The organism is Enterobacter cloacae complex sp. P17RS (assembly GCF_014895885.1).
GTDB lineage: Bacteria > Pseudomonadota > Gammaproteobacteria > Enterobacterales > Enterobacteriaceae > Enterobacter > Enterobacter bugandensis.
This window is the reverse complement of sequence record NZ_JADBQK010000023.1, coordinates 1-14008: the sequence shown is the minus strand read 5'-3', so window position 1 is coordinate 14008 and position 14008 is coordinate 1. Positions and strand designations below refer to the sequence as shown.

Annotated in this window: 15 protein-coding genes; 7 read left to right on the top strand and 8 right to left on the bottom strand. The window is 58.5% G+C overall.

What is annotated here, in order from left to right:
• Positions 1-23 precede the first annotated feature (23 nt).
• The 7 genes from IM265_RS17200 to betI form a co-directional block, all read right to left on the bottom strand.
• Positions 24-764 carry an SDR family oxidoreductase gene (locus IM265_RS17200; RefSeq protein WP_047367684.1) on the bottom strand — a complete coding sequence of 247 codons (741 nt, stop codon included), beginning with the start codon at positions 762-764 and terminating at the stop codon, positions 24-26.
• A gap of 271 nt (positions 765-1035) precedes the next feature.
• Positions 1036-1683, bottom strand: a complete 648-nt coding sequence (locus tag IM265_RS17195) for an anti-sigma factor domain-containing protein (RefSeq protein ID WP_028012274.1) — start codon at positions 1681-1683, stop codon at positions 1036-1038.
• Complete coding sequence (locus IM265_RS17190) at positions 1680-2234, bottom strand: RNA polymerase sigma factor (protein ID WP_059357470.1); 555 nt, start codon at positions 2232-2234, stop codon at positions 1680-1682. The genes IM265_RS17195 and IM265_RS17190 overlap by 4 nt, the downstream gene beginning before the upstream one ends.
• Positions 2235-2277: 43 nt before the next feature.
• Positions 2278-2841: a fasciclin domain-containing protein gene (locus IM265_RS17185; protein ID WP_028012276.1), complete on the bottom strand. Its 564-nt coding sequence runs from the start codon at positions 2839-2841 to the stop codon at positions 2278-2280.
• A gap of 148 nt (positions 2842-2989) precedes the next feature.
• On the bottom strand, positions 2990-4654 hold the full coding sequence (gene betA, locus IM265_RS17180) for a choline dehydrogenase (protein WP_193032101.1): 1665 nt from the start codon (positions 4652-4654) through the stop codon (positions 2990-2992).
• Positions 4655-4667: 13 nt separating this feature from the next.
• Positions 4668-6140 (bottom strand): betaine-aldehyde dehydrogenase, encoded by a 1473-nt coding sequence (gene betB / locus IM265_RS17175; RefSeq protein ID WP_193032099.1) that lies wholly within the window; start codon positions 6138-6140, stop codon positions 4668-4670.
• Positions 6141-6153: 13 nt separating this feature from the next.
• Positions 6154-6741 carry a transcriptional regulator BetI gene (betI, locus tag IM265_RS17170; protein WP_193032143.1) on the bottom strand — a complete coding sequence of 196 codons (588 nt, stop codon included), beginning with the start codon at positions 6739-6741 and terminating at the stop codon, positions 6154-6156.
• A 128-nt stretch (positions 6742-6869) separates the two neighbouring features.
• Here betI and betT point away from each other — a divergent pair, with 128 nt between their 5' ends.
• The 7 genes from betT to sitD all read left to right on the top strand — a co-directional run bounded on the left by betT (position 6870) and on the right by sitD (position 13320).
• On the top strand, positions 6870-8903 hold the full coding sequence (gene betT / locus IM265_RS17165) for a choline BCCT transporter BetT (protein WP_063154743.1): 2034 nt from the start codon (positions 6870-6872) through the stop codon (positions 8901-8903).
• Positions 8904-9041: 138 nt separating this feature from the next.
• A complete protein-coding gene (locus tag IM265_RS17160; RefSeq protein ID WP_041912044.1) occupies positions 9042-9428 on the top strand; it encodes a type II toxin-antitoxin system RelE/ParE family toxin in 387 nt (128 codons plus the stop codon).
• 2 nt (positions 9429-9430) lie between these two features.
• On the top strand, positions 9431-9715 hold the full coding sequence (nadS, locus tag IM265_RS17155; protein WP_041910964.1) for a NadS family protein: 285 nt from the start codon (positions 9431-9433) through the stop codon (positions 9713-9715).
• Positions 9716-9918: 203 nt separating this feature from the next.
• Entirely contained in the window at positions 9919-10830 is a 912-nt protein-coding gene (locus IM265_RS17150; protein WP_047362700.1) for a metal ABC transporter substrate-binding protein, read from the top strand.
• 2 nt (positions 10831-10832) lie between these two features.
• A complete protein-coding gene (locus IM265_RS17145; protein ID WP_028012282.1) occupies positions 10833-11639 on the top strand; it encodes a manganese/iron ABC transporter ATP-binding protein in 807 nt (268 codons plus the stop codon).
• A complete protein-coding gene (gene sitC / locus IM265_RS17140; RefSeq protein ID WP_048998924.1) occupies positions 11636-12484 on the top strand; it encodes an iron/manganese ABC transporter permease subunit SitC in 849 nt (282 codons plus the stop codon). The genes IM265_RS17145 and sitC overlap by 4 nt, the downstream gene beginning before the upstream one ends.
• Complete coding sequence (gene sitD, locus IM265_RS17135) at positions 12481-13320, top strand: iron/manganese ABC transporter permease subunit SitD (protein ID WP_193032097.1); 840 nt, start codon at positions 12481-12483, stop codon at positions 13318-13320. Before sitC ends, sitD begins: the two co-directional genes overlap by 4 nt.
• On the opposite strand, the gene entD is transcribed toward sitD, so the two are convergent.
• On the bottom strand, positions 13256-13945 hold the full coding sequence (entD, locus tag IM265_RS17130) for an enterobactin synthase subunit EntD (RefSeq protein ID WP_193032095.1): 690 nt from the start codon (positions 13943-13945) through the stop codon (positions 13256-13258). The genes sitD and entD overlap by 65 nt on opposite strands.
• Between the last annotated feature and the right edge of the window lie 63 nt (positions 13946-14008).

Sequence of the window (14008 nt, the reverse complement as noted above, 5' to 3'; positions counted from 1 at the left end):
CATTCAGCATTATTTAACGCAGGCTAAAATTCTTCCTGCGTTGGACGCACAACAATTTCATTAATATCAACGTCGCCAGGCTGTTCTATGGCAAATAAAACCGCGCGGGCAACTGCGTCAGCCGGAATAGCCTGCTTATAAAACTCATGGAGAAATTTTTTGCTGTCTTCGTCAGAGCTGCCGAATTGCAGTTCGCTTTCGACGGCGCCGGGCGAAATTAGCGTCGTGCGGATAGTTTTACCTGCCTCCTGACGTAAGCCTTCGCTCAGCGCGCGGACGGCGAATTTCGTGGCGCTATACACCACGCCGCCAGGAGCCAGCACCTTGATGCCCGCAACGGAGGCAACGTTAATAAAATGCCCGCTGCCCTGACGCTGGAACACCGGGAGCGCGGCAGCGATGCCGTACAGCACGCCCTTCAGATTGGTATCAATCATCTTGTCCCATTCGTCGGTTTTCAGCTCGCTGAGGGGGGCGATAGCCATAAAGCCCGCGTTATTGATCACCACATCCACGCGCTGGTATGCGGCAACGGCAGCGTCAATGGCGCGCTGCACCTCTTCCTGACGGGTCACGTCGGCCTTTACGGCAATCGCCTTGCCGCCCTGCTGAATAATCTGATCCACCAGGGCATTAATTCTGTCCAGACGGCGCGCCACCAGCACCAGCGAAAACGCGTTATTCGCTAAATGGAGGGCAATGGCCTGACCAATACCGCTGCTGGCACCGGTGATGACAACCACCTTGTTTGCACTAATATTCATGATCTTATCTCGCTATTGAGTGATGCAAAAAATAAAAGGCAGAGAAGCGTTAATGAATAATGACAAATTCATTAATGCGGTTTTTGATATATTCTGTATCGGGAATAAAATGATGTTCGTTTAAAACTTAATGGAGTACGGAAGCGTCTGTCAATGTCGTTTTTTAATAATTAAATTAATTGCAGGCCTAATATTTAATTCTTATAGGTAACCGAGAATATTATATAAATAAAAAGGGGACGATGACGGCCCTGCAAACAGGGCCTGAGGATTACAGTTTGCCACTGTAAAGCACCGGGCCTGTGGGGAGGCCGGTGGGCGATCCGCCCTCTGGTTCAAGGCTTATGGCTATCGTGGCGTCAGCAGGGAGCGTTGCGTTCCTGAGGGTGACGCGTGTGGGGATGTCGTTATGCAGCAGCCCCATGGATACCGGCGCCTGCCCGCCTGGGATCAGCCAAAGCTGCAGGCTGTGTTGCGCGGCGACAGCTGTCGGTCGAAGCGGGGCAATGCTCAGGTGCTGGCGGCTGGCGTCCGCGCTGACGACCCACTGCCCGTGCTGTTGGGCATCGTTGAGTACCATCAGCGGAGCGAGTTCCGGGGCTCGGGTGGCATACCAGGCAACGACCGTCAGGGCGGCGAGTGAGGCCGCAACCATCCAGCCGAGATAAGGCCGACTTTGGCGTAAAGGCTTTTTGGGCGGCAGGTCGAGGGCGATTCTTTTCCACACCGTCTCGGGTGGAGGGACGGGCACAAGATGACTATCCAGCGTGCTGAACATGTCCTGCCAGTACGCCACGCGGGCGGCCAGAGCCGGTTCACGGAGAACCCTTTTCTGGAACTGAAGCCGTGCTCCTCCCCGCAGCGTGCCGAGGGCATACTCTGCTGCCAGCATGTCGTCGCGTTTTTCTGCGTCATTCATAGCCCCACGCACTCCCGAAGATGATCCATTGCCCGACGTATCCAGCTTTTCACCGAGCCTACAGGCTGCTGGAGCCAGTCGGCAATGTCGCTGTGAGACATTCCCTGATAGTAGGCGAGCGTAATGCTCTGGCGCTGCTCGCTGCTCAAATGTTCGAGACAATGCCTGAGACGCTCTGCCTGCGCATCGTCGTGCCAGTTATTCTGCTCATCGTTCTCGCCGGGCAAAAGCGCTTCGTTATACGGCGACTCGCGTTCGGCAGCGCGGGTTTGCCCGCTGCGCAGCCAGTCAATACAGCGATTGCGAACAATATGCGTAAGCCAGGTCATTGGGGAGCTCAGTGCAGCGTTGTAGGTTTCGGCTTTACTCCAGACGGTGATAAAACAGTCGTGAAGGATCTCTTCTGCCCACGCGCGGTCGCGCAGCATGCGCAGCGCGACGGCAAACAGGTGTGGCGATGTGAGTCGATAGAGTTGTTCAAATGCGCGGCGATCGCCGTTTGCGACCGCCTGCATTAATTTCTGCTGCTGTTCTGCCAGCGCGTTATCCATGTTTTTCCCGGAAGGTAACGTCACACTTCCGAAGTATAGACAACTACTTAGGCATCAGGACGGTATCAATCACATCGATCACGCCGTTTTTTTGATGAACGTCATAGGTGCTAATGTTCGCCACATTGCCTTTACCATCCTTAAGCTGAATGTTGTGCGGGCCGTTGCTCATGATCCACAGTGGCTGACCGTTAACGGTCTTCAACTCCGCGTGTCCGCCGCCCTGTTTAATTTTCTGCTCCAGCGCCTTCATATCGTAATTACCGGCAACCACGTGATAGGTGAGGATGCTGGTGAGCGTGGCTTTGTTTTCGGGTTTGACCAGGTTCTCGACCGTGCCGGCAGGCAATTTCGCAAACGCCGCATTGGTCGGCGCAAATACGGTGAATGGCCCTTTGCTCTGAAGCGTCTCCACCAGTCCAGCCGCTTTGACGGCGGCCACCAGCGTGGTGTGATCTTTCGAGTTCACGGCGTTTTCAACGATATTTTTGCTCGGGAACATTTCGGCTCCGCCTACCATCACGGAGCCTGACGTCATGGCGGCTGATGTGCCTGCACAGAAGAGTAAAGCGCTGGTGACGAGTGCAACACGGGTTAGCTTTTTCATCATCTTTCCTCGGTTTAGGGAGCAAAGGGATTGCTCACATATGCATATACGAGGGGAGGGGGTGAACTGGATGCAGGAAAATAAAAATAAATTTTGGGTGGGAAGCCCTCTCCCGTATGGAAGAGGGCCAGGGGGAGGGGAAATATCCTCAGCGCCTGACCGGCGCCCCGTTGGCCACATAATACGCGGCCGTACTTTTTGCCAGCGGCTCGCGTCCGCGAATCGCATCAGCAATTTTCTCACCGATCATAATCGTGGTGGCGTTCAGGTTGCCGGTAATAATCTGCGGCATGATTGACGCATCCACCACGCGTAATCCTTCCAGCCCGTGAACGCGGCCTTCACCGTCAACCACCGCCATCTCGTCATAACCCATTTTGCAGGTGCCGCACGGATGGAACGCGGTTTCGGCATGGTTACGCACGAACTCGTCCAGCTGTTCGTCGGTCTGGCATTCGACGCCCGGGCTGATTTCACGACCGCGGTATTTGTCCAGCGCCGGCTGGTGCATGATCTCGCGGGTGATGCGGATCGCGTCGCGAAACTCCTGCCAGTCCTGCTCGTGGGACATATAGTTGAACAGGATCGCCGGATGCTGGTGCGGATCGCGCGACTGAATGCGCACGTGTCCACGGCTCGGGGAGCGCATGGAGCCGACGTGGCACTGGAAGCCGTGTTCCTTCACCGCGTTTGAGCCGTTGTAGTTAATCGCTACCGGCAGGAAGTGGTACTGAATGTTCGGCCACTCGAACTCCTCGCGGCTGCGGATAAATCCGCCCGCTTCGAAGTGGTTGCTCGCACCCACGCCGGTGCCGCCAAACAGCCACTCGGCGCCAATCTTCGGCTGGTTCCACCACTGCAGGGCAGGGTAGAGGGAAACCGGCTCCTTACATTCATACTGGAGGTACATCTCCAGATGATCCTGCAGGTTTTCTCCCACGCCGGGTAAATCATGCACCAGCGGGATATCGAACTGCTTCAGCAGCTCAGCGTTGCCCACGCCGGAACGCTGGAGGATCTGCGGTGACGCTATGGCGCCTGCGCACAGGAGGACTTCTTTATTCGCCGTCGCTTTTGACGGAATGGTGCTCTCGCCTTCCAGCCACTCAACGCCCACCGCGCGCTTGCCGTCAAAAATAATGCGATCGGTCATGGCGTGGGTGCGGATAGTCAGGTTTGGGCGCGGTTTCGCCTGATCCAGATAGCCGCGCGCGGTGCTGGCGCGTCGGCCCTGCGGCGTGACCGTGCGGTCCATCGGGCCGAAGCCTTCCTGCTGGTAGCCGTTGAGATCGTCGGTGCGCGGATAGCCCGCCTGCACGCCTGCTTCCACCATTGCTTCAAACAGCGGGTTTACGCCCGGCTTAGAGGTGGTAACGCTCACCGGACCGTCGCCGCCGTGGTAGTCGTTCGGCCCCACGTCGCGGGTCTCTGCCTTGCGGTAGTAGGGCAGGCAGTTGAGGTAGCTCCAGTGCTCCAGGCCCGGCTCTTTCGCCCAGTGGTCGAGGTCCATCGCGTTACCGCGGATGTAGCACATGCCGTTGATCAATGACGAGCCGCCCAGCCCTTTGCCGCGTCCGCACTCCATGCGGCGGTTGTTCATGAAGGGTTCTGGCTCGGTTTCGTACGCCCAGTTGTAGCGCTTGCCCTGCAGCGGGAAGGCCAGCGCGGCGGGCATCTGGGTGCGGAAATCAAAGCGGTAGTCCGGCCCGCCCGCCTCAAGCAGCAGGACGGTGGTGTTCGGATCTTCAGTCAGTCGTGTAGCCAGTACGTTGCCGGCAGAGCCGGCCCCGATAATGATGTAGTCAAATTGCAAATAAACCTCCCGGTTAAAATATGGACTGGAATTTACCCATCTCAACCTGGATGGACTTCACCTGGGTGTAGCTCTGCAGCGTCATCACGCCGTTCTCGCGGCCAATGCCGGAGTGCTTGTAGCCGCCAACCGGCATCTCCGCGGCGGATTCACCCCAGGTGTTGATCCAGCAGATGCCCGCTTCAAGCTGATGAATGGCGCCGTGGGCGCGGTTCAGATCGGCGGTGACGATGCCCGCCGCCAGACCGTAGTCGGTGTCGTTGGCGCGGCGAATGGCTTCTTCATCGCTTTCATAGGTGAGGATGGACATCACCGGGCCGAAGATCTCTTCGCGCACGATGGTCATCTCGTCGGTGCAGTCGGTGAACACGGTCGGGGCCACCCACGCGCCGTTATCAAATCCGTCGCCCTTCAGCACGTCGCCGCCGCACAGCACGCGCGCGCCTTCTTCTTTGCCTTTGGCGATGTAGCGCATCACGCTGTCGCGATGCGGGAAGCTGACCATCGGGCCAAAGTTGGTGTTTTCATCGAACAGATCGCCTGCGCGGATGCGGCCTACGCGCTCGACGATTTTCTGCTCAAACGCGGCCTTATATTTTGCAGGCACGAACACGCGGGTGCCGTTGGTGCACACCTGGCCGGAGCTGAAGAAGTTGGCCATCATGGCGATGTCTGCGGCGAGATCCAGATCCGCATCGTCAAACACAATCAGCGGCGATTTGCCGCCCAGCTCCATCGTCACCTCTTTCAGAGACGAGGCCGCTGCGTTCGCCATCACCTTTTTGCCGCTGGCGACGCCGCCGGTGAAGGAGACTTTGGCAATGCCCGGATGCTCGGTCAGGTACTGGCCGGTTTCCGCGCCCACGCCCGGCAGGACGTTAAACACGCCGTCCGGCAGGCCCGCCTCGGTGTAGATTTCTGCCAGCTTCAGGGCGGTGAGCGGGGTCACTTCGCTCGGCTTGAAGATCATCGCGTTGCCCGCTGCCAGCGCCGGGGCGGATTTCCACAGGGCGATCTGGATCGGGTAGTTCCACGCGCCGATGCCCGCCACCACGCCCAGCGGCTCGCGGCGCGTGTACACGAATGAGGTGTCGCGCAGCGGGATCTGGCTGCCTTCCAGCGCCGGGATCAGCCCCGCGTAGTACTCCAGCACGTCCGCGCCGGTGACGATGTCGACGGTCGAGGTTTCAGAAAACGCCTTGCCGGTGTCGAGGGTTTCCAGCTTTGCCAGCTCGTCGTTGCGCTCGCGCAGGATATCGACAGCGCGACGCAGGATGCGCGAGCGCTCCATGGCAGTCATCGCCGCCCAGATTTTTTGCCCGCGCTTTGCGCTCTCTACGGCGCGGTCCACGTCTTCGCGCCCGGCGGCCTGCACGCTCGCCAGAACTTCACCGTTGGCCGGGTTGATGGTCTCGAAGGTGCGACCGCTGGTGGCGGATGTATAACCACCATTGATATAAAGCTGCTGTTCTGCCATTCGGGACATGCTTCCTCCTCGGTTATTCGGTCGGTAAATGCTGGCTGATAAAGTGGCTGGTGAGCGATTGCGCGAGGGTTTTGTCCAGCGGTTTGCCGCTGAGCGCGGCGCGCAGCCACAGCCCGTCGATCAGCGCCGCCAGCCCGTAGCCCGCCTCTTCAGCCTGTTCACGCGGCAGCTCGCGGCGGAACTCGTATACCAGGTTTGAGAGCAACCGGCGGCTGCTGACCTGCTGCAAACGGTAGAGCATCGGCTGATGCATGCTGCTCGCCCAGAAGGCCAGCCAGGCCTTCATCGCCGCGCCGCTGACCTGGGTTTCATCAAAATTGCCGCCGACAATCGCCTCCAAACGCTGCTCCGCGCTGCCGTTCGGCAGGGCGCGTAAGCGGCTTAACACCGCATCGCGCAGCTGGCCGGTGATGTCGCGCATGGTCGCTTCGAGCAGGCCGTTTTTATCTTTGAAATAGTGGCTGATGATCCCCGTGGAGACGCCCGCCCGACGGGCGATCTGCGCGATGGTTGCGTCATGCATTCCCACTTCATTAATTGCTTCCAGCGTGGCGTCGATAAGCTGCCTGCGCCGGATCGGCTGCATCCCCACTTTGGGCATTTTTGCCACTCCATTCATCAGCGTTGGTAATCTATTAAAGCGGTTTTTGATTGGACGTTCAATATAAAATGTGTCTTAATTGTTGCGATTTTGGATTTCAATAGTTACAAAAACAGTGGGGATACTGGATGACAGACCTTTCACAAGACAGAGAAAAAGACAAAATCAACCCGGTCGTTTTTTATACGTCCGCCGGGCTGATTTTGTTGTTTTCCCTGACGACCATTTTCTTTAACGATTTTTCTGCCGAGTGGATTGGCCGCACCCTGAACTGGGTGTCGAAGACCTTCGGCTGGTACTACCTGCTGGCGGCGACGCTCTATATCGTCTTCGTGGTCTGCATTGCCTGCTCGCGCTTCGGCTCGGTGAAGCTCGGGCCAGAGCAGTCCAAGCCCGAGTTCAGCCTGCTGAGCTGGGCGGCGATGCTATTTGCCGCGGGCATCGGCATCGATCTGATGTTCTTCTCGGTAGCTGAGCCGGTCACGCAGTATATGCAGCCGCCGGAAGGGGCGGGGCAGACGATGGAGGCCGCGCGTCAGGCGATGGTCTGGACGCTGTTCCACTACGGCCTGACGGGCTGGTCGATGTACGCCCTGATGGGCATGGCGCTCGGATACTTTAGCTATCGTTATAATTTGCCTCTCACCATCCGCTCCGCGCTGTACCCGATTTTCGGGAAAAGAATTAACGGCCCGATTGGCCACAGCGTCGATATTGCGGCGGTAATTGGCACCATCTTCGGCATCGCGACGACGCTCGGCATTGGCGTGGTCCAGCTCAACTACGGGCTGAGCGTGCTGTTTGATATCCCGGATTCGATGGCGGCGAAAGCGGCGCTGATTGCGCTCTCGGTGATTATCGCCACCATTTCGGTGACCTCCGGCGTGGATAAGGGCATCCGCGTGCTCTCTGAGCTGAACGTGGCGCTGGCGCTGGGCCTGATCCTGTTCGTGCTGTTTATGGGCGACACGTCGTTCCTGCTCAACGCCCTGGTGCTGAACGTGGGCGACTACGTGAACCGCTTCATGGGCATGACGCTGAACAGCTTCGCCTTTGACCGCCCGGTGGAGTGGATGAACAACTGGACTCTGTTCTTCTGGGCGTGGTGGGTCGCGTGGTCGCCGTTTGTCGGCCTGTTCCTGGCGCGCATTTCGCGCGGGCGCACCATTCGTCAGTTTGTGATGGGCACCCTGATCATCCCGTTCACCTTTACCCTGCTGTGGCTGTCGATTTTCGGCAACAGCGCGCTGCACGAGATCATCCACGGCAACGCAACCTTTGCCCAGGAAGCGATGGCGCACCCGGAGCGCGGCTTCTACAGCCTGCTGGCGCAGTATCCGGCGTTCACCTTTAGCGCCTCCGTGGCGACCATCACCGGCCTGCTGTTTTACGTCACTTCAGCGGATTCCGGCGCGCTGGTGCTGGGGAACTTCACCTCAAAGCTGAAGGACATCAACAGCGACGCGCCGAACTGGCTGCGTATCTTCTGGTCCGTCGCCATCGGCCTGCTGACGCTCGGCATGCTGATGACCAACGGCATTTCGGCGCTGCAGAACACCACGGTGATCATGGGCCTGCCGTTCAGCTTTGTGATCTTCTTCGTGATGGCCGGGCTGTATAAATCGCTCAAGGTGGAAGACTATCGGCGCGTCAGCGCCAGCCGCGACACCGCGCCGCGGCCAATGGGCGCTCAGGACAGGCTGAGCTGGAAGAAACGCCTGTCGCGCCTGATGAACTACCCGGGCACGCGCTACACCAAACAGATGATGGAGACGGTCTGCTACCCGGCGATGGAAGAGGTGGCGCAGGAGCTGAAGCTGCGTGGTGCGTACGTGGAGCTGAAAAACCTGCCGCCGGAGGAGGGCGAAACCCTGGGGCATCTGGATCTGCTGGTGCACATGGGCGACGAGCAGAACTTTGTCTATCAGATCTGGCCGCAGCAGTACTCGGTACCCGGCTTTACCTACCGGGCGCGCAGCGGGAAATCAACCTACTACCGGCTGGAAACCTTCTTACTGGAGGGTAGCCAGGGGAATGATTTGATGGACTACAGCAAGGAGCAGGTGATTACGGATATTCTGGACCAGTATGAACGGCACCTGAACTTTATCCACCTGCACCGGGAAGCGCCGGGGAATAGCGTGATGTTCCCGGATGTCTAAACGGATTCTTAAAATACCTTTAAGCTGTATATAAATACAGTTATTTGGCGCAGCATTACTCAAGGAAGAGTAACCATGCAGCATGAGCCTGGTGTTGAAGCATTCGGGCTTTTGCTGCGTTTAGGGAAGGAACTATGGATGAGTCATGCGATAGAGTTTATCGAAACATCACTCTTTACCCGACAGATTAAAAGCATTGCTACGGATGATGAATTAAAGGATCTGCAAAAGGAACTTATTGCGTGGCCTGATAAAGGTGACCTGATCCAGCAGACGGGTGGTTTACGTAAAATAAGGATGGCGGCAGCCTCAAAGGGAAAGAGAGGGGGTATCAGAGTGATTTACTTTCTGGCCACGGAGGAGGTGATCTATTTCATTATGGCCTATCCAAAATGCATAAAGGACAGCCTGACAGAGGCAGAGAAAGCAGAACTTAAAAAGCTGACTTCCATTCTGAAAAATACTGCTTCCAGTGCCGTAAATGAGAGGTGTACTATGTACCCTAATCAGGCAGGTGGAGGCTAATAATGAGTATTTTTAATGAATTAAAATCTTCGCTTGAAGAGGCCGTTGAGATCCATAACGGAAGAAAAGCCGCTTCCCGAGTAACCCGCTATGAAGTTGCTGATGTGCGTGCCATCAGAGAGCAGCTCAATATCACGCAAAGCGAAATGGCGAAGGCGCTTGGCACGAGCGTCGATACGATAAAGAGCTGGGAGTCCAAACGCCGCAATCCAACCGGGCTGGCGGCGAAGGTACTTAATGTGATTCGGGAGAATCCTGCATTTTACAAGGCACTTGCCGGGCTGTGAGTCGCCCTTATGCCGGGTGGCGCTGCGCTTACCCGGCCTTCAAAACTGCTTTTCCGTAGGCCTGATAAGCGAAGCGTCGTCAGGCCCACCCTTCATTGACACAACTTTAATGATAACTATTTTCATTTAAATATAGCCTGTGCTATACCTTATAGCACGGGCTAATTTTGCTTTGAATTTCACCACCTCAGGAGACTTCTGCGATGCACCCACTGCAAGGATTAAAGCGTCTGTTGCTCGGCGCGCTGCTCACGGCTACGACCAGCACGGGCGCGCTGGCGGCTGAAAAGTTCCAGGTCATCACCACCTTTACCGTCATCGCGGATATGGCGAAAAACGTGGCGGGGGATGCCGCAGAAGTCACCTCCATCACCAAACCGGGCGCTGAAATCCACGAGTACCAGCCGACGCCGGGCGATATCAAGCGCGCGCAAAAGGCGCAGCTGATCCTTGCGAACGGCATGAACCTGGAGCTGTGGTTCCAGCGTTTTTATCAGCACCTGAACGGCGTGCCGGAGGTGATTGTCACCCAGGGCATCACCCCGATGGGCATCAGCGAGGGGCCGTACGACGGCAAGCCTAACCCGCACGCGTGGATGTCGCCGGACAACGCGCTGATTTACGTTGATAACATCCGCGACGCGCTGGTGAAGTACGACCCGGCCAACGCGCAGGTCTACCAACGCAACGCTGAGGCCTACAAGCAGAAGATCGTCGCGACCCTCGAACCGCTGCGCAAGCAGGTGGCGGAGATCCCGGAAGACAAACGCTGGATGGTGACCAGCGAGGGCGCCTTCTCCTATCTTGCGCGGGATCTGGGCATGAAGGAACTTTACCTGTGGCCGATCAACGCCGATCGGCAGGGGACGCCGCAGCAGGTGCGCAAGGTGATCGATCTGGTGAAGAAACACCGCATCCCGGCGGTATTCAGCGAAAGCACGGTCTCCGATAAGCCGGCGCGTCAGGTGGCGCGGGAAACCGGCGCCCACTACGGCGGCGTGCTGTACGTTGACTCCCTGAGCGCGGAAAACGGCCCGGTGCCGACCTATATCGACCTGCTGAACGTCACCACCCGCACGCTGGTGCAGGGCATTCGCGACGGCATGAAGGAGTGACCATGCAGAAGGGGATTGTCGTCACGGACGTGACCGTGACCTACCGCAACGGCCACACGGCGCTGCGCAATGCGTCGTTCAGCGTGCCCGGCGGATCGATTGCCGCGCTGGTGGGGGTGAACGGCTCCGGCAAGTCCACGCTGTTTAAGGCGGTGATGGGCTTTGTGCGGGCGGCGAGCGGCACTATCACCCTCCATGGGCTGCCGCCTCACCGGGCGCTGCGCCAGAACCTGGTCGCCTACGTGCCGCAGTCGGAAGAGGTCGACTGGTCGTTTCCGGTGCTGGTCGAGGACGTGGTGATGATGGGGCGCTACGGGCATATGGGGTTTCTGCGGCGGCCTAAAGCGCAGGATCGGCAGATCGTGACCGACGCCCTGAAGCGCGTGGATATGCTTGAGCTGCGCCATCGGCAGATTGGCGAGCTCTCCGGCGGACAAAAGAAGCGCGTCTTTCTGGCGCGGGCGATTGCCCAGCAGGGCGAGGTGATCCTGCTCGACGAGCCGTTTACCGGCGTGGACGTTAAAACCGAAGCCAGAATCATCAGCCTGCTGCGCGAGTTGCGCGACGAGGGCAAAACCATGCTGGTCTCGACCCACAATTTGGGCTCGGTCACGGAGTTTTGCGATTACACGGTGATGGTCAAAGGCACCGTGCTGGCGAGCGGTCCGACGGAAACCACCTTCACCGCCGAAAACCTTGAGCGCGCCTTCAGCGGCGTGCTGCGCCACGTGGTACTCAGCGGCTCGGAAGATCGCATCATTACCGACGATGAGCGACCCTTCGTGACGCACCGGCAGGAGGCTAAATGAACGCGCTTCTCGAACCCTTCAGCTATGAGTACATGCTCAACGCGATGTGGGTCTCGGCGATGGTGGGTGGGCTGTGTGCGTTTCTCTCCTGCTACCTGATGCTCAAAGGCTGGTCGCTAATCGGCGATGCGCTCTCGCACTCCATCGTGCCGGGCGTAGCGGGGGCTTACATGCTCGGGCTGCCGTTCTCGCTGGGGGCGTTTTTATCGGGCGGGCTGGCGGCGGGCAGCATGCTGTTTCTCAACCAGCGCAGCCGCCTGAAGGAGGACGCCATTATCGGGCTGATCTTCTCCTCTTTTTTCGGGCTGGGGCTGTTTATGGTCTCGCTCAACCCAACCTCGGTGAATATTCAGACCATCGTGCTCGGCAATATTCTGGCTATCGCTCCGGAGGATATCGTCCAGCTGGCGATTATCGGCGTGGTGTCGATGGTTATCCTGCTGTTCAAATGGAAAGATCTGATGGTGACCTTTTTTGATGAGAACCACGCCCGCGCGATCGGCCTGCGCCCGGAGCGCCTGAAGATCCTGTTCTTCACGCTGCTGGCGGTCTCCACCGTGGCGGCGCTGCAAACCGTCGGCGCGTTTCTGGTGATTTGCCTGGTGGTTACGCCCGGCGCAACCGCGTGGCTGCTCACCGACCGCTTCCCGCGTCTGCTGATGATTGCCGTCGCCATTGGCAGCCTCACCAGCTTCCTCGGCGCGTGGGCCAGCTATTATCTGGACGGCGCCACCGGCGGCATTATTGTGGTCGCCCAGACGCTGCTGTTCCTGCTGGCGTTCGTCTTTGCGCCGAAGCACGGGCTGCTCGCCAGCCGTCGTCGCGCGAAGGAGGCACACCCATGATGGCGCTGCTCCTTGAACCCTTCCAGTTTGCGTTCATGAACAACGCGCTGCTGATTTCACTTCTGGTAGCCGTGCCCTGCGCGCTGCTGTCGGTTTTTCTGGTGCTCAAAGGCTGGGCGCTGATGGGCGACGCCATGAGCCACGCGGTGTTTCCCGGCGTGGTGCTGGCGTGGGTGATGGGCCTGCCGCTGGCGCTGGGCGCGTTCGTTGCCGGTCTGTTTTGCGCGGTTGCCACCGGCTACCTCAAGGACAACAGCCGGATCAAGCAGGATACGGTGATGGGGATTGTCTTTTCCGGGATGTTCGGCGCGGGGCTGATCCTCTATATCGCCGTCAAACCTGAGGTGCATCTCGACCACATTCTGTTCGGCGATATGCTGGGCATTAACGGGATGGACATTCTGCAAAGCGGTCTCGTCGCGGGGCTGATTGCGCTGGTGATTGGCCTGAAATGGCGCGATTTCCTGCTGTTCTGCTTTGACTATCAGCAGGCGCAGGCGAGCGGCCTGCGCGCCCGCTGGCTGCACTATGGCTTACTGTGCATGGTTTCGCTGACCATCGTGGCGACGCTGAAGGCGGTGGGGATTATTCTGTCGATTTCGCTGCTGATTGCCCCCGGCGCGGTGGCGGTGCTGCTCGCCCGACGCTTTCATATGGCGCTGCTGGTGGCAGTGGCGGTATCAATACTGGTGTCGGTCAGCGGCGTGTATGCCTCGTTTTATCTCGACAGCGCGCCCGCGCCGACCATAGTGGTCCTGTTCGCGGTGGTGTTTATCGTGACGTTTGTGGTGACCAGCGTGAAGGCGCGTCGGCAGGAACGTGTGACAGCAGGGTGATGACCTGTTCGCCGTCGAGTAGCCAGTGAAGTGTGAAGGCTAAACCTTCGTCAAATCCCGTCAGCGGACGAGTCAGCGCCAGCATCAGCGTCTCTTTATCGAGCATTGTGACGCGCGCGCTGTCAAACCCCATGTAAGCCTGCACCTGCGGAAAAAGGGCCTTAAACAGGCTCTCTTTGGCGCTGAAAACCAGCGTCAGGGCGAGGGCGAACGGGTAACCCGAGCGGGAAAGCACTCGCTCTTCATGGGCATCTATAATGCCATCTTTGATTTCCCTTGCTTCATTTTCGGCGAGGATCGCTTCACTATCGATACCGATAAGCGCAGGGTATGGCGCGACGACAGCCATCGCCTCCGTGCCGCTGTGGGTGATGCTGCCGGAAATTCCGTCCGGCCAGAGCGGTTCCCCGCAGGGGCCGATGGCGGGAACGGTGTGGTCAGGCAAGGCGTGCGCGGCCGCGATGCGTCCTGCCAGATGGTCAGCCTTGCGTTTACGTCCGGCGTCAGCGAGCTGGGCGTGATGGGGGAGCCAGAGGAGATCGGCGTCGGTTAAGGTGGCGGGGTCGAAGGTGACGCGGTGGAGGGTGAGGCCGGCGAGAGAAAATGTGCTGTGGGTGGTGTGCATGGTTTTTCCCTCTGAATTGTGCGGACTGATGCCCTCACCCCAACCCTCTCCCACTGTACAGTC

What these genes read in the sequence shown, in the direction of transcription:
- IM265_RS17200 (WP_047367684.1), bottom strand. Translation starts at nt 764, where the DNA reads ATGAATATTAGTGCAAACAAGGTGGTTGTCATCACCGGTGCCAGCAGC.
- IM265_RS17195 (WP_028012274.1), bottom strand. Translation starts at nt 1,683, where the DNA reads ATGAATGACGCAGAAAAACGCGACGACATGCTGGCAGCAGAGTATGCC.
- IM265_RS17190 (WP_059357470.1), bottom strand. Translation starts at nt 2,234, where the DNA reads ATGGATAACGCGCTGGCAGAACAGCAGCAGAAATTAATGCAGGCGGTC.
- IM265_RS17185 (WP_028012276.1), bottom strand. Translation starts at nt 2,841, where the DNA reads ATGAAAAAGCTAACCCGTGTTGCACTCGTCACCAGCGCTTTACTCTTC.
- betB (WP_193032099.1), bottom strand. Translation starts at nt 6,140, where the DNA reads ATGTCCCGAATGGCAGAACAGCAGCTTTATATCAATGGTGGTTATACA.
- betI (WP_193032143.1), bottom strand. Translation starts at nt 6,741, where the DNA reads ATGCCCAAAGTGGGGATGCAGCCGATCCGGCGCAGGCAGCTTATCGAC.
- betT (WP_063154743.1), top strand. Translation starts at nt 6,870, where the DNA reads ATGACAGACCTTTCACAAGACAGAGAAAAAGACAAAATCAACCCGGTC.
- IM265_RS17160 (WP_041912044.1), top strand. Translation starts at nt 9,042, where the DNA reads ATGAGTCATGCGATAGAGTTTATCGAAACATCACTCTTTACCCGACAG.
- nadS (WP_041910964.1), top strand. Translation starts at nt 9,431, where the DNA reads ATGAGTATTTTTAATGAATTAAAATCTTCGCTTGAAGAGGCCGTTGAG.
- IM265_RS17150 (WP_047362700.1), top strand. Translation starts at nt 9,919, where the DNA reads ATGCACCCACTGCAAGGATTAAAGCGTCTGTTGCTCGGCGCGCTGCTC.
- IM265_RS17145 (WP_028012282.1), top strand. Translation starts at nt 10,833, where the DNA reads ATGCAGAAGGGGATTGTCGTCACGGACGTGACCGTGACCTACCGCAAC.
- sitC (WP_048998924.1), top strand. Translation starts at nt 11,636, where the DNA reads ATGAACGCGCTTCTCGAACCCTTCAGCTATGAGTACATGCTCAACGCG.
- sitD (WP_193032097.1), top strand. Translation starts at nt 12,481, where the DNA reads ATGATGGCGCTGCTCCTTGAACCCTTCCAGTTTGCGTTCATGAACAAC.
- entD (WP_193032095.1), bottom strand. Translation starts at nt 13,945, where the DNA reads ATGCACACCACCCACAGCACATTTTCTCTCGCCGGCCTCACCCTCCAC.